Source organism: Chamaesiphon sp. VAR_48_metabat_403 (assembly GCF_031422475.1).
In the GTDB taxonomy this organism is placed as follows: domain Bacteria; phylum Cyanobacteriota; class Cyanobacteriia; order Cyanobacteriales; family Chamaesiphonaceae; genus Chamaesiphon.
Map to the genome: position 1 here is coordinate 1 of NZ_JANPLS010000442.1, position 15,223 is coordinate 15,223.

General features: G+C 47.0%; 14 protein-coding genes and 1 pseudogene. 12 read left to right on the top strand and 3 right to left on the bottom strand.

Annotation, left to right across the window (positions count from 1 at the left end; genetic code table 11):
* Positions 1–318 precede the first annotated feature (318 nt).
* Positions 319–2,220, bottom strand: a complete 1,902-nt coding sequence (locus RMO79_RS21155) for a DICT sensory domain-containing protein (protein ID WP_310485243.1) — start codon at positions 2,218–2,220, stop codon at positions 319–321.
* Between the two features lie 441 nt (positions 2,221–2,661).
* On the opposite strand from RMO79_RS21155, the pseudogene RMO79_RS21160 reads away from it, so the two are divergent.
* The 6 genes and pseudogenes from RMO79_RS21160 to RMO79_RS21185 all read left to right on the top strand — a co-directional run.
* A pseudogene (locus RMO79_RS21160) lies at positions 2,662–3,777 on the top strand (chlorophyll a/b binding light-harvesting protein); the annotation flags it as partial.
* Positions 3,778–3,935: 158 nt separating this feature from the next.
* Complete coding sequence (locus tag RMO79_RS21165) at positions 3,936–4,982, top strand: chlorophyll a/b binding light-harvesting protein (protein WP_310485245.1); 1,047 nt, start codon at positions 3,936–3,938, stop codon at positions 4,980–4,982.
* A gap of 335 nt (positions 4,983–5,317) precedes the next feature.
* Positions 5,318–6,280 (top strand): chlorophyll a/b binding light-harvesting protein, encoded by a 963-nt coding sequence (locus RMO79_RS21170; protein WP_310485246.1) that lies wholly within the window; start codon positions 5,318–5,320, stop codon positions 6,278–6,280.
* 50 nt (positions 6,281–6,330) lie between these two features.
* Entirely contained in the window at positions 6,331–6,837 is a 507-nt protein-coding gene (gene fldA / locus RMO79_RS21175; RefSeq protein ID WP_310485247.1) for a flavodoxin FldA, read from the top strand.
* Positions 6,838–6,985: 148 nt separating this feature from the next.
* Positions 6,986–7,723: an alpha/beta hydrolase gene (locus RMO79_RS21180; protein ID WP_310485248.1), complete on the top strand. Its 738-nt coding sequence runs from the start codon at positions 6,986–6,988 to the stop codon at positions 7,721–7,723.
* Positions 7,724–7,726: 3 nt separating this feature from the next.
* Positions 7,727–7,972: a hypothetical protein gene (locus RMO79_RS21185; RefSeq protein ID WP_310485249.1), complete on the top strand. Its 246-nt coding sequence runs from the start codon at positions 7,727–7,729 to the stop codon at positions 7,970–7,972.
* Between the two features lie 11 nt (positions 7,973–7,983).
* Here RMO79_RS21185 and RMO79_RS21190 read toward each other — a convergent pair whose 3' ends face one another.
* Positions 7,984–9,255: a family 10 glycosylhydrolase gene (locus tag RMO79_RS21190; protein WP_310485250.1), complete on the bottom strand. Its 1,272-nt coding sequence runs from the start codon at positions 9,253–9,255 to the stop codon at positions 7,984–7,986.
* A gap of 113 nt (positions 9,256–9,368) precedes the next feature.
* Positions 9,369–9,503 (bottom strand): hypothetical protein, encoded by a 135-nt coding sequence (locus tag RMO79_RS21195; RefSeq protein ID WP_310485251.1) that lies wholly within the window; start codon positions 9,501–9,503, stop codon positions 9,369–9,371.
* Between the two features lie 606 nt (positions 9,504–10,109).
* On the opposite strand from RMO79_RS21195, the gene RMO79_RS21200 reads away from it, so the two are divergent.
* The 6 genes from RMO79_RS21200 (at position 10,110) to RMO79_RS21225 (ending at position 15,069) form a co-directional block, all read left to right on the top strand.
* On the top strand, positions 10,110–10,562 hold the full coding sequence (locus RMO79_RS21200; protein WP_310485252.1) for an AMIN domain-containing protein: 453 nt from the start codon (positions 10,110–10,112) through the stop codon (positions 10,560–10,562).
* A gap of 22 nt (positions 10,563–10,584) precedes the next feature.
* Complete coding sequence (locus RMO79_RS21205) at positions 10,585–12,072, top strand: N-acetylmuramoyl-L-alanine amidase (RefSeq protein WP_310485253.1); 1,488 nt, start codon at positions 10,585–10,587, stop codon at positions 12,070–12,072.
* A gap of 43 nt (positions 12,073–12,115) precedes the next feature.
* Complete coding sequence (murI, locus tag RMO79_RS21210) at positions 12,116–12,958, top strand: glutamate racemase (protein WP_310485254.1); 843 nt, start codon at positions 12,116–12,118, stop codon at positions 12,956–12,958.
* A gap of 169 nt (positions 12,959–13,127) precedes the next feature.
* Positions 13,128–14,099, top strand: a complete 972-nt coding sequence (gene sds, locus RMO79_RS21215; protein WP_310485255.1) for a solanesyl diphosphate synthase — start codon at positions 13,128–13,130, stop codon at positions 14,097–14,099.
* A 19-nt stretch (positions 14,100–14,118) separates the two neighbouring features.
* A complete protein-coding gene (locus tag RMO79_RS21220; RefSeq protein WP_310485256.1) occupies positions 14,119–14,322 on the top strand; it encodes a hypothetical protein in 204 nt (67 codons plus the stop codon).
* A gap of 75 nt (positions 14,323–14,397) precedes the next feature.
* Positions 14,398–15,069 (top strand): RibD family protein, encoded by a 672-nt coding sequence (locus RMO79_RS21225; protein WP_310485257.1) that lies wholly within the window; start codon positions 14,398–14,400, stop codon positions 15,067–15,069.
* Positions 15,070–15,223: the final 154 nt, after the last annotated feature.

A 15,223-nucleotide genomic window follows, 5' to 3' on the forward strand; every position in this document is an offset into this window, starting at 1 on the left:
CCCCTGTTAAGGTGACTATTTGTAAGCGTAGCGGTAAACGATAAATACTTGTGGGTATCGATTTTCCTAGTAGGGGCAGAACCCGGATCTGGGGTTCCGACCCCCAGACCCCCCGTTGAGAGGCGGAACGCCGCCCCTCAAACTCCCCTGCGTAAGGGTTAGTTGGTGGGTATCGGAGTGGGTGTTACTACATTCCAAGCATGGCTTTGATTCGAGGTTTGTTAGACTGTAATACTTTGAAAATGAAAATATTCAACACCACTAAATTCACCCAAATGCCTTACTCCTTACTTCTTACTTCTTACTCCCATCTCCCATCTAAATAGAAGGCACCGTAAAGTGAAACCTGCTCCCACAATCTTTACCTGCCGATTCTGCCCAAATTTCCCCACCCCAACCGTTGACAATTTGCCGACAGATTGCCAGCCCTAAACCAGTACCGCCAGTCGTCCGCCGCAGGGAACCTTCGGCTTGATAAAACCGCTCGAACACCATCTGTAATAACTCTGGCGCGATGCCGCGTCCGGTATCGGTGACAGTTACTTCGAGCATCGATTCAATTTTGGAGGCTTCAATGCCGATCCGATCTTTACCCGTGGTAAATTTACAGGCATTATCGAGCAGTTTAGTGAGGACTTCTACTAACCATTCGCCATCTGCCCGAACGAAGGGTAGATTGGGGGGAAGATCGACGATAATTTTGGGTAAATCACGATCGTACCTGCGGGTATTCAAACCACTCAATGCTAAATCGATACATTCTTCCAGCGAGAGCGGTTCTGGGTGCCATTGAATTCGTCCGCTTTCGAGTTGAGAGAGAGTGAGAAAATCTTGAACGAGTTTCCGCATCCGTTCGGCATCGCCGAGGGCGGTATTGAGCATGACTTGGCGGAGTTCTGGCGACATATCTGGCTCGGTTGCCAGACTTTCGAGACAGACTTGAATGGTAGAGAGCGGCGTTCGCAGTTCGTGTCCGGTAATGGCGACGAGATTGGCACGGGTACGATCGAGTGCTTCGAGTTGTTGGTTGAGGTATTCTAAATTAGTGTAAGACTCGGCTTGAATTAGGGTGCTACCGATTTGGGTGGCGATCGCTTCAATTAGGGTAATGGTATCATCCGACCACGGTAAGGGGTCTGGATGGTATTGATGCAGTTCGATCGCGCCCAAGAGCCGATCTTGATGTAAGACAGGGACGATGAGCCAGTCGGTAATGCCGAGTTTGGTGAGGGTGCGCTGCCAGGTTTTGGTAATGGTGACTTCGGCTAGCGATGTGGATTCGTGGGTATTGACGACAGCTTTATAAATCGGATTGTCGGCTAGATTCCATGCCGTACCGATGAGTGAAGTAGTTTTAGAGTTGGCGAGATATTCGTGGGCGATCGTGGTGTTGCGTTCGTCTTTACGATATTGATAGATAATGCACCGACTTACCCCTGTGGCTTTGCCGATTTCTTGTCCGGCAACGTAGAGAATGTCTGCCGAGTTAAGCGAACGCCGAATCGCCCCGGTAATGGAGTTGACTAGGCGTTCGCGTTCTTCTTTTTCTTCGATCGCTCGATACGCTTTGAGCAGCTTGTATTGTCGGGCTTGTAAATAGGTCACCAGTCGCTGCACGAAGGCATCGGCACTGGCTGAATGGTCGTGGGGGATAGTGGGGACAGCAATTAGGTATTCTTGCTTCGCCTGGACGATTTTAGCTGCCAAATCTGGGCGATAACCTTGAATCCGATCGAGTAAAATATGTGCCGCCGCGATCGTCACTTGGCGATCGAATGTCCAGATCCCCTCAAACCTTCGCGAGGCATCGATTTCGGGTAAAACTGTGGTGTCTGAAGGGGTGGCAATTTTTTCTCGACAGATCAGACAAGCTGCTGACTGGGCACCGATGGCGATTAAGTGCCACTCTGAGGCAAGGGCATCGGTGTTGGTAAATGGCACCAATTCGTATTCTTCCACGCGACTAAATTCGGCATCTGGAGCAGCTAGGACATACACTTGGTCGCTAATTTCGCCCAATCGCCGATACCGATGCGCTTCTTGCCGATAAAACTTTTCTTGCTGAAAACTGGCAATCAGCAATGGTCGATCTGTCCCTGCTAGTACCCGATCTTCCATAGCATGAGATAGCGCGGTTAGGGAAGATTTAAAGTACAAGTGCGATCTCAGTTGGGGCATTTGCCGCAGTAATTCGCTTAAAACCGATTGTTGATTGCTCACTATATATCTACTCCCCTATAGCTGCGGCAGGGTTGGGCGGCGATCGATCGCTGTTTGCTCTGTCGATCTTGTTTAGTGTCGAGAGCTTTGGCAATGGGATCTTGGGGTTATCGATTCCTATATTACAGAAAAACCAGACTAAATAGTTACTGGATCGATATTTTAAGCCAATCCCTTCACTTTTATTTACTATCAGAATTCTTGACAATCGATCGGGTTTTAAGGGCAAAGGGTCAACACCCCAGTCTGCCAAAATAGCTCAAACCTCTCCCATTGGCTAATTCTGGAGATCGATCGGCGGGTTAACTCGATCGCCATCGGCAGGTCGCGATCGTAAAGATCTCAGGCAAATGCTATTTATTCTCAATAATTATGTTAATATCTTGAAAAGCTTATTGAGTATTTATTTCAATAAGTTTATCGATCGATTGAGGTATAGCGATGACAGCAACAGCAGTAAATCCATCCCCGTTGGCGAAGCCTCTCCTCGGAAGAATCGCTCCTTGGTGGGCGGGGAATGCCAGACTGACAAATTTATCTGGGCGACTCTTAGGAGCGCATGTTGCCCATGCAGGGCTAATTTTGTTCTGGGCTGGCGCGATGACCATTTTTGAGATTTCCCACTTTGACAGTAGCCAGCCGATGTTCCAACAGGGGCTAATTCTGCTCCCACACTTGGCAACATTGGGCTTTGGAGTCGGGACTGGCGGACAGATTATTGACACCCAGAGCTATTTGGCGATTGGAGCAATTCATCTCATTAGTTCTGCTGTCTTGGGTGCGGGTGGTATTTACCACTCAATCCGGGGGGAAGCCATCTTATCTCAAGATTCGACCATTGCTGGCTCATTTGGCTACGACTGGCAAGATACCCAGAAGATGACCACTATTTTGGGTATCCATCTGACGCTCTTGGGCATCGGTGCTTGGCTACTCGTTGCCAAAGCCATGTTTTGGGGTGGGCTATACGATCCGGCTCTGGGTTCGGTACGGGTAGTGAGTGACCCCACACTGAGCGCGGGGCAGATCTTTGGCTATCTCATCGGGCTACATGGCAGCGCAGGCATGGCATCTGTAGACAATCTTGAAGATGTTGTCGGTGGGCATATTTGGGTGGGTTTACTCTGTATTGCTGGCGGTTGCTGGCATATCACCACGACTCCCAGTCAGTGGGCAACTAAAGTCCTATTTTGGTCTGGCGAAGCTTACCTGAGCTATAGCTTGGGCGCGCTTGCCTATATGGGCTTTTTTGCAGCTTACTTTGTGACGGTTAATACTACCGTCTATCCCGAAGTCTTCTACGGGCCAGTAGGTTTGAATGTCGGCGTGGCGATCGAAGCAGCCACAGTGAGGACTTGGTTGGCTACCAGTCACATTGTCCTGGCAGTATTGCTGCTAGCCGGACATATCTGGCACGCAATTCAAGTGCGGTCGGCAGCGGCTGGCTTAGATCTACGTCCGGGTCGAATGGTTGCTACCGAACAGCCAGAGTAAGCGAATTTGGACGTACCGATAAGTACTACCAACTTGACTAGCTCCTTATTGCGAAATTTTCCTTAAAGTCAAAGATCGAGAAAAACTGAGAAATTTGGTAGAAATCGCTTTCTTGCCGATTTCTCAGCACGAGTTAAAAAGTTCTATTTCGATGATAACAAACTCACACGCCGTTTTTGGCTAATGAGTAATTACACGATCGATTGAGGTTGATTATTAAGATGCAAACTTACGACAGACCGAATGTCAAATATGGCTGGTGGGCGGGTAACGCGCGCTTTGCCGAAAAGTCGGGGCTATTTATTGCCGCTCATGTCGGACAAGCCGCGCTAACAATGTTTTTTGCTGGAGCTTTCACTCTGTTTGAACTCTCTCGCTACAGTGCTACTACCCCAATGGGCGAACAGGGCTTAATTCTGTTACCGCACCTAGCTACCCTCGGTTTGGGAGTGGGTAAAGGTGGCGAAATTATCGATACCTATCCGATGTTCGTCGTTGGGGTGGTACATTTAATTTCTTCAGCAGTTTTGGGTGCGGGTGCTTTATTTCACACCTTTAAAACGCCAGAAAGTTTGGCAAGTACCAAAGGTAACGCCCGCAAATTCCATTTTACCTGGGACGACCCCAAACAGTTGGGCTTAATTCTCGGACATCACTTGCTATTTCTTGGCGCAGGCGCGCTATTACTCGCAGGTAAAGCGATGTGGTGGGGCGGTTTGTATGACTCCACAATTCATGATGTGCGGTTAGTAACAGCACCCACCCTCGATCCTGCGGTTATCTATGGCTATCAGACGCACTTTGCCACAATCACCAGTCTCGAAGATTTAGTCGGCGGACATATTTATGTCGGCGCGCTCTTAATTCTGGGCGGAGTCTGGCACATCGTCAAAGAACCTTTACCTTGGGCGAAAAAAGCCTTAATTTGGTCGGGTGAAGCAATTCTCTCCTATTCTCTCGGTGGAATTGCTTTGGCTGGGTTCGTAGCGGCGTATTTCTGTGCTGTCAATACCTTAGCTTATCCACCCGAATTCTACGGTGCGGTATTAGATGTCAAGTTGGGTGTAGCTCCTTATTTTTCAGATAGCGTGAAGTTACCCATCGGACATACCTCCCGCGCGTGGTTGGCAAATGGTCATTTCTTCTTAGCGTTTTTCTTCTTACAAGGACACTTGTGGCACGCACTCCGGGCGATGGGCTTCGATTTCCGACGGGTAGAAAAAGCCATCAATGGCATCAACGAAGCAGCCACCTCTGCGGCTGAGTAAACCACGGAACCCACCCCCAACCCCCTCCGTTCGCATATCGTCTGGCTTCGCAGAGGAGGGGAGCTAAGAAAAATCCCCTCCCCAGAGGCTACCGTGTATACATATCTCTAGTTTAGAGGCGAAATTGGTGGGAATCCCCCTAAAGCCCCCTTGGAAAGGGGGATTTAGGGGGATTGAGATCTCAAAACGAAGTCCATCCAACTTGTGCATACACCTTAGTCAATGAGCGAAGCCATATAAAATCCCCTCCTCTGCAAGGCAGACGCTTCGCGAACGGAGGGGTGCCCAAAGGGCGGGGTGGGTAGATCTCCGCAACCACCATATCCACTAAAATTATGACAATATCCTTAGAAAGATCGATCGCAGAAGATCGCCCAAAACTAGCATGGCTCGTTGGTAATTACCAATTAGTCAATTTATCGGGACAACTACTCGGCGCACATATCGCCCATGCCGGACTGATTATGTTTTGGGCGGGAACGACAGCAATTTCCGAAGCCTTGCGCTTCCAGCCCGATTTACCCTTCGCAGAGCAAGGATTTATTCTCCTCCCCCATTTAGCTACTTTGGGCTGGGGTGTGGGTGCCGAGGGCAAAATTGTCGATACTTATCCTTATTTTGCGATCGGAATGATCCATTTAGCTGCTTCAGCGGTATTAGGTGCGGGGGGACTCTATCATGTTTTCCGCGCTCCCGCGAATCTCAAAGATGGGCAAGGGCGAGTTACTAAATTTCATTATGAATGGAACGATCCCAAAAAGCTAGGTTTTATCCTCGGACATCACCTGTTATTTCTCGGTTTTGGGGCATTAGCTTTAGCAGGTAAAGCAATGTGGTGGGGTGGCATTTACGATGCGGCACTCCATCAGGTGCGGGTAGTGAGCGAACCAACGCTAAATCCAGTCACAATTTTTAGCTATCTCGGCGGACTAAATCATGGCGTTTGGACACCGACGGGCATGGCAAGTGTCAATAATTTAGAAGATATTATCGGCGGGCATTTATGGATTGGTGCAATTTTACTTGGTGGTGGTGCTTGGCATATTTTAGTTGCACCTATGAAGTGGGCGGTGAAGATTTTACGAATTGAAGCTGATGCAATTTTAGCTTACAGCCTTGGTGGTTTAGCTTTTATGGCGTTAGTAAGCTGTGCTTTTGTGGGGTTTAATACTACCGCTTTTCCAGTTGAATTTTACGGGGTAGATCGAACTTCTGCTGCTGCAAGTCAATTTTTCTTGGCGATTACGGCTCTAGTCGGACATCTCTGGCACGCTTATCGCGCTCGAATGGCGAGTTAGACGATAATCGATACTCTCTAAAACCTAAAACCTAAAACCTAATTAAACGTATGTCAAAAATTGGACTTTTTTTTGGTACTCAGACTGGCAAAACCGAAAGTATTGCTGAAATGATTCGAGATGAATTTGGGGCTAGTGAGATCGATCTTCATGATATGTCTCAAGTAGATGCTAGTGATTTTGATGGATACACCAAATTAATTATTGCTTCGCCTACTTGGGATATCGGCGAATTACAGAGCGATTGGGATGGGTTTTTCCCAGAACTCGATAGTATGGATTTCAAGGGTAAAACTATCGCTTATTTTGGAACTGGCGATCAACTCGGTTATTCAGATAATTTCATGGATGCCGTGGGAATTTTAGAAGCTAAAATTACAGCGCGTGGGGGTAAGACTGTTGGTTATTGGTCTACTGATGGTTATGATTTTAGCGAATCTAAAGCAGTCCGTAATGGTAAGTTTGTCGGTTTAGCGATCGATGAAGATAATCAATCCGATCTAACCGACGAACGAGTTAAAGCTTGGGTCGCTCAAATCAAAAAAGAATTTGCCTAATTGACGTTGCCTTCTCATCCAACGGTAAAATATTGGAAATAAAAATATCTCCAATATTTTACGATCCAAACATTGTTATCAAACTAAATAAAATATCAATTATTATTAAAATTTTTGATTTTATTCCTTACTCTTTACTCCCAACTATATGTCTAAAGTCCTTTGGGTTAGTGCTAGCCCTAGCCTCAAATATTTTCATCGTCGGCTGCTTAATAGTCTCTCAAAAATAGTCGAAATTGAGTTTTGGGAATATTATCAAACATTAGATGAAGGTAGTTCGATCGATGGGGCGATCGATCTATTAAAAGAATATCTATCTCAGTCAGACGAGCCGATCCATTTAATTGGGCATGGCATTGGTGGTGTAATTGCTTTAGGCTATGCCCGTAGATATCCACCAAAAATTATATCTTTAACATTACTAAGTGTTGCCGTTCAGCCAGGTCATAATTGGCATTCTTATTATTATACTCAGCTCCAATCTTTTCCAGGCGATCGCAATTACATGCTCAGATCGGTCGCGATCGATTTATTCCCAGGTATTTGCTCGACTCACGTTCAGGATCTAGCCGATCGATTGGAACGAGATTTAGTTGAGGCACCATCTAATTGCTCTCTATTTAGATTAGATATTCTGCCTAAATGTGGAGTCGATATGCCTGTAATGATTTGTGGCTCTCAGAACGATCCAGTAATTACTTCACCCGCACTTTATGGTTGGAACAGTTATTTTAAAACTGGCGATAAAATCTGGAGATCTACAACAGGCGGTCACTTTTTTCACCACTTTCATTCAGAGCTAGTTAGCTGTCAAATTCAACGGTTTTGGCAAACATTAGAGCCAGAATTAGTATTGCAACAACTTGCGCGTGCGGAGTTTAATTAACCAATGATTATAGTTTGCTTTATTCTGACTTGGGGCATCATATTTGGTGGTTGCTGGACTTTAGCACATCACTGGAAAACTGGATTTATCTATGTTAAGCGGTTACATCAAGTGCCTTGCCACAAGTGTCAATATGTTACCAATAGTTGTTATCTCAAGTGTACTGTCAATCCTCACATTGCTTGCTCGGAAGAGGCGATTGGTTGTCAAGATTATCAACCTCAGCCGCAAAAAATACAGTTGCGATAGAATTAGATTGGTTAGTTATTTGTTACCTTAGGAATTAATGCAGGCTTGTTATTTTCTCGATCGATCTTTTGGACGCGGGCGGCGGTTTCTTCTGGTTTGCCAGCAAGAGGAAAAATGAGAATGCCTTTAATTTTAGGATTGACAGTCAATTCTTTTAAACGATGCAGTTGTCCATCGGTAATTGCCACGCCAGCATAATTAACAGCATAGTTTAGTTCGTCTTTAAAATTTTTCTCATTATAGTCTTGAATAAAGACCCGATCGACTTTCCACTTTTCCCAATCAGCAGCAAAATAACGTTTTGCCCAGTATGGATTGTGATGACAAAGATCGAAGCTAACCGCTGGATTCGCCGCCTTCATACCAGCAATTAGTTGTTGGACGAAAGTTGTCAAACTCGCAGTTCGATCTACCTTACCAGGCAATTCGGCATGATAGCCAAGATAGTCATCCCATTGCACTGCATCGATTTTTGGATATTTAACGACAAATTCTGCCAGCATCTTTTTAAACAGATCGGCAACTTCTGGCACCTCAACATCTAAGACATAATGTTCGACTTTAGCATAGGTGCGATCGACTCCCGGTACGATCCATTTTTTAGCAATCGCTCGGTCGAAAATTGGACTATCTTTATCGATTTTAATCCCTTTTTCAAAATAAGCATGAACCTGCATCCCCTGTTTGTGGGCTTCATCGATCGTCCATTCCAGCCAGCGATCTTGAAACAAATTGGGACAGCTTTTCGCACCCAACATTTGCTGCATAACTTCACTATCATACATCGTGCAGCCATTCCCCCACACGCCATGAATTATCGTATTTATCCCTTGCGATCGATAATACCGAACCCGCTGTCGAATCGTTTGCTCGTCAGCATTATTAGTAATTTGATAGCGACTTAAATAAATACCCCTAATTGCTTTTTTCTCCCAGGAATTCTGGAGATTGGTGGGTGGTGGTGATGCGGCAATTGGTGAAGGTGAAGCTTGAGGTTTAGGTTTATCGATCTTTGGTGGCTCAGAAGCAACCGCTACAGGCTGTCGAATGGCAACTGGTGGCAACCCTGTGGGTATCGGCAGTGGTAAAGGTTTGCTACTAGTAGATTGTGAGGGGAACAGATTGGCAATCGGATGTGGTAATTGAATCGGCGGCAACAGTTTAGCGATCTTATTAAAGTTACCTAGATAAATCAACCACCAATAGCTACCACCTAACATCAAAATGATGACAGATAGTGGTATTCTCAAACAACCACAACCTCGATTTTTATTAGTTCCCATATTGATGATTAGAGCAATTGTCCGATCGAATCGATCGGCAGATTTAGAAAAAATAAAAATGTAGCATCGAACTCGATCGATCCCACTAGGTTAGCATGTGCCACCCGCGATCGTTAACAGCGATCGACACCAATACCTACTAGCCATACATCGAGAATTGGGAGACATCGCGCCGAGTATGCAGACTCAAACAGCAAATCTTCATCGATCCCATGCTGTCGTAACGGTAAAATAATTGAGATCGCCATCCTAATTTAGCTAGTCAGGTTGAAAAAGCGGGAATTATATGGTTAGACTCTGTGAGGATAGTTAACCTGGAACTACTAGACCGATTTAGAGTCAGATCTTGACAAGGCGGCACGATCGACCGCTGTTAACAGATCGAATCTCTGGCGGATTTAGAGCCTTTGGAACTGACTGGCTCATCTTGCTACTGTGGCAGACAGCGATTAGCAATCGCAGGTCTGATGGCTCGATTTTAGAACCAAAGACCAAATTCATGGTACTTTACCATAGAGTACCAAAATGTTGATTTTTCGCAGCAAACAGAAACAATATGATATGTTAGTTCATCTTAAATAAGTGCCAACGTCGATCGCAATTGGCACATCTGCTCCCCACGAAACGTCGATGGTAACAGATAGTTTTCTACAGACTCGTTAGTATAAAACAGCACGATCTGACATCACCAGGGGCTACGCGTGGGTGTAGCCTCTGAGATAGAGAAATGACTCAAAGTGCGTCAATTATCGATCTGGTAGCTCATGCGAATGCAGACGCTTGGTATTAGAGCAACCAGGCGCGATCGACCACAACGAGCATCGATCGACTGGAAATCGTGTCCACTGTTAAGGATGGAATATAGTGAAGTGAGATTGCAATTTTTACTCGTTAGTATCTTTAGTTTAGGTCTGCTAGCCGCCCCCGCCGATGCTGGTCAATTGGCATCGTGGAAATTCGATCCGAGCAGAAATAGATTAGATTTCAAAACAGATGCTGGGGTGCAGCCCAAAGCTGTAATGCTATTTAATCCGACGCGACTGGTGATCGATTTGCCGGGAATTGCTTTCCCCAAGCCAACTATCACTCAAAAATTAACAGGCAATTTTAGATCTTTGCGCGTCGGGCAATTCGATGGCACTACTGCTAGGCTGGTTCTAGAACTACAGCCTGGATATACCATCAATCCTAAGCGAGTTCAGTTTACTGGCGAAAATCCGATCGATTGGTATGTGACTATTCCAGTTCCCGAACGCGGATCGACGACTTTACCGACTCTAACCCCAAAACCGAATTTGCCCAGATAGTCCCTACATAGGAGTAAGTATTGTGAGATACAACTGGTTATTCCCCAGTATTGTCAGTTTCGTAATGGTATCGCCAGCATCTGCCGCCGAAATTTTATCGTGGCAATATAATGCAACCGAGAATCGCATTGATTTTACTACCAGCTCGGCGGTGAAACCTGAAGCTCAAATGCTGGCTAACCCCAGTAGGTTGATCGTCGATCTCCCCGATACCCGACTCAATCAGCCCACATCTTCTCAAGTACTCAGTAATGGCGTTAAATCGCTCCGCGTCGGTCAAGTCGATCCCGATCGGGCGAGAATGGTCTTAGAACTCGATCCTGGGTACAGCATCGATCCGCAGCAGGTATTAATCCAAGCCAGTACGAATAAGCAGTGGTCGGTGCAACTGCCTACTCCCCAACCCCTTCAGTCGTTTCCGCGCGGCGCGCCAGTCGGCCCGGTGGCAGTTTTTAACGAAAACGGTCAAGTTGTAGTCGCTCAACCAGCTCGTCCTAGAGTAGTTGCCTCAAATACCGCGCTGGCACCAGTCAATTATATTGCGATCGATCCTACTCGGACGGGCATTTTATTACAGCTCGATCGATCGAGTAGGACGCAGCTCAAATATACAACCGGGTGGGATATCCCCTCTGGGAGTTATCGGGTGACGATTCCCAATGCGAGATTGGCTCCAGGCTATCAAGTGCCCGCCGAATCCCAACGGTACTTGACTGTTAGTGCCCAAGGCGATGATATCTCCATCCTCGTGCGGCGGGCTGATGGGGTCAAAGTGGATATCGTCCGTCAGTATCTAGAAAGTCGGTGGGTATACCTCCAACCGATTGCTAATACGACCCGCATTGCCGTCGGTCGTCCGCCAGCAGAAGTCCCGATCTCAGTGCCCAGAGCGACGCAAACAACCCGCCCTACGCCCACCAAGCAAGATACCTCGCCCTCAGCCAAACCGACTAACGGACGCGTGCTAGTGGCGATCGATCCCGGACACGGCGGTAGAGATCCTGGTGCGATCGGATTGGGCGGTTTGCGCGAAGTAGATGTAATTATACCGATCGCCAAACGCGTCGCCGAAATTCTCGAAAAGCAAGGAATTGCAGTCAAAATGACTCGTACTGGCGATAATTACGTCGGTCTAGACGATCGCGTCGCGATATCGAGAGAAGCAGGTGCGACGTTATTTGTCAGCATTCATGCCAATTCGATCGATAATCGTCCCGATGTCAATGGCTTAGAAACATATCATTACAATATCGGGCAATCTTTTGCCGATACCGTCCACAGAACGGTGGTAGATTACGTGAACAAGAATGGTTTCTACTTGAACGATCGGCGCGTACGCTCGGCGCGGTTTCTGGTATTGCGGAAATCGACCATCCCCGCTATTCTAGTCGAAACTGGTTATTTGACTAGCGCAGAAGAAGTGGCTCGACTGCGACGGGATGATTATCAAAAAGTGATGGCAGAAGCCATTGCCAAAGGAATTATCCAATACATCAAGGATCGTAACTAAGTTTAAATCCACCATTTCTAGTTGCTAGACTCTTTCGACTAACATGCAAGACAGATTCACTCCCACCCCGCAAATCCCATCGGACGAAATTTCTAGAATTGGCGTGTTTGATAGTGGTGTGGGGGGATTGACAGTCTTGCAAGAAATCTATCGCCAGCTCCCGCACGAATCGGTTTTGTATTTTGGGGATACAGCGCGCGTACCCTATGGCACCCGCAGTGCCGCAGAAATTATCAAATTTACCAGACAAACTCTAGACTGGATGGTATCGCAACGGGTCAAAATGGCGATCGTCGCTTGTAATACCAGTTCGGCTCTAGCTTTAGATACCGTCCGCGATGAATACGATCTGCCGATTCTCGGTGTAGTGCTACCAGGAGCCAGAGCAGCGGCGCGACAAGGGCAGCGAATTGGGGTAATTGCTACTCCTGCTACCGTCGCCAGTAACGCTTATCTGACAGCCATTGGTGAGGCAAATCCTCATGCCGAAGTTTGGCAGGTTGCTTGCCCGGAATTCGTCCCCGCGATCGAAAATAATCGCCTCGCCGAACCATCTACCCTCGCCATTGCTAAAGAATATCTTCAACCCCTACTCGCTCGGTCGATCGATACTCTAGTATATGGTTGTACCCATTATCCTCACCTCGAACCAATTTTACGAAAATTCGTACCCGAAAGCATTAGTTTCGTCAATCCAGCCATCGCCGTCGTCACCGCCGCCGCTAAAGAACTCAATCTCCTCGGCATCCACAGCCGTCGCCCAGCTCAGCCGACTACCTTTGTCGTCAGTGGCGATCCGGCTCAATTTGCCCAACTTGCCACCCAATGGCTGCCCGCTCGCCCCGTAGTAGAGCAGATCGTTCTCCCCACAGTACCAGTTGCCTAAGTTAGAAATTAGGGCGAAAATCCTGAAACTTCAAAAAACTCAAATCGGTTCAAACGCGCCACAAAACCGCACTTTTCGCTATTCCCTAGCTCCTATTCCCTATCCAAAGGAAAAATAGCTTAGAATATATGTAAACTTTCGTAAACTCATCCTCTGAGCCGCTCGATCGATGACCTCAGTGAAATCTGTATTTACTCCTGTTGAAGCTGAATTACAAGCCTTGACAGAAAACCTCAAAAAACTCGTTGGTGCCCGCCACCCCATTTTGTACGCAGCCGCCGAACATTTATTCGGAGCTGGGGGCAAACGGTTGCGTCCAGCGATTGTCTTGCTAGTCGCACGGGCGACAATGCCGGGGGAAGAAATTACCCCGCGCCACCGTCGGCTGGCAGAAATTACCGAAATGATCCACACGGCTAGTCTCGTCCACGATGATGTTGTCGATACTGCCGATACTCGCCGAGGCGTACCGACGGTACACAGCCTGTTCGATAATCGGATTGCCGTGCTAGCAGGCGATTTCCTGTTCGCTCAGTCGTCTTGGTATCTGGCGAACTTAGATAACCTCGAAGTGGTCAAACTGCTCTCACAGGTGATTATGGACTTAGCTGAAGGCGAGATTCAGCAAGGATTGAATCAATTTGAAACCGATTTCTCGATCGAAGCCTATTTAGAAAAAAGTTACTACAAAACTGCGTCCCTACTGGCTAATAGTGCCAAAGCTGCGGGCGTACTCAGCGACGCGCCGATGGCAACTTGCGAACGGTTGTATCTGTATGGACGTAATTTGGGGTTAGCTTTCCAGATTGTCGATGATATTCTCGACTTTACGGCTTCTGATGAAGTCTTGGGCAAACCTGCTGGTTCGGATTTAGCAAGTGGGAACTTGACTGCACCGACATTATATGCTATGCAAGAGTATCCGCAATTGGTCGATTTAATCGCGACTGAATTTGCAGATCCGGCAGATTTGGAAGCGGCTTTAAGTTTAGTCCGCAACAGTACGGGAATTAACCAATCTCGCGAATTAGCCAAGCACCACGCGCAGTTGGCATTGGCGCAAATCGAGGGTTTAGATGCTTCTACTTCACTTCAAGCCTTGGGGGATCTGACTGATTATGTCTTAAAACGGCTGTATTAAGCTACGATCGAGAATTGCCATGATACCAATTAGGCTACTCCACTCACATTCGATCGAGGAAGATCGCTTGACGATCTATCCCGATCTTGAATGGCAACAGTTTAAACTGATTCAGGTTGGTTTTGCAAAGTCTCATGGCATTCGGTTATCTTACTCCCACAATACTCTAGAGATTCTGATGCCGGGACGAAACCATGAAGTTTTCAGTCGGCTGATTGGCTAGGCGATTAAATTAAATAGCTAAAATATCGGGACTTCTACGATCGATTGTCGATAAATATTGCTGGAATTAATCTTCATGAAAACAACGCTCGTACTAGCAATGACAGCCGACGGCAAAATTGCGGATGCGACTAAATCGCCGCCAACATTTAGCTCCGATCGAGATTCGGCACACCTAGAAGCGCAAATGGCTCTAGCTGACGCGATTTTAGTCGGTAGCGGTACCCTCGGTGATGGGGGAAGTGCGGTATTAGTCAATAAACCAGCATTGATTCAATCCAGGATCGATCGTGGCAAACCAGCTCAACCACCCCAAATTATTTGTTCGCGCAGTGGCAAAATCGATCCACAATTACCATTTTTCAGTCAACCGATCGATCGATGGTTATTGACAACTACTACTGGTGCGACTGATTGGCACGAACGCGATAGTTTCAGTCAGATTCTTGTCTGCGAAACTCCCGATGGTAAAGATATCGATTGGCAAGTTGTGAAGATTAAACTTGCCGAATTAAATCTAGAACATATTTGCTTTCTCGGCGGATCGGAATTAGCAGCCAGTTTATTCGCGGCTGGATTTATCGATGAATTGTGGCTGACTGTTTGCCCGGTTATTTATGGTGGTACTGCTTCGCCCACGCCAGTATCTGGAGCGGGATTTACACCAGATTCAGCACCTAAATTAACATTATTAAACGTCGATGCGATCGCTGGCGAACTTTTCCTTCATTATCAAGTACAGAAGTAATTTGGGAGCGGGGAGCGAGGGGTGTGGGAGGTGTGGTTGTGCCTACGGCAGGCTATCGCCAACGGCTCCGCTCAACCACCGTGGGAGATGTGGGAGGAAGAATAAAATAGAATAGATCGATTCCCAATCCCCTCGTCCCCCAGTCTCCCCGTCC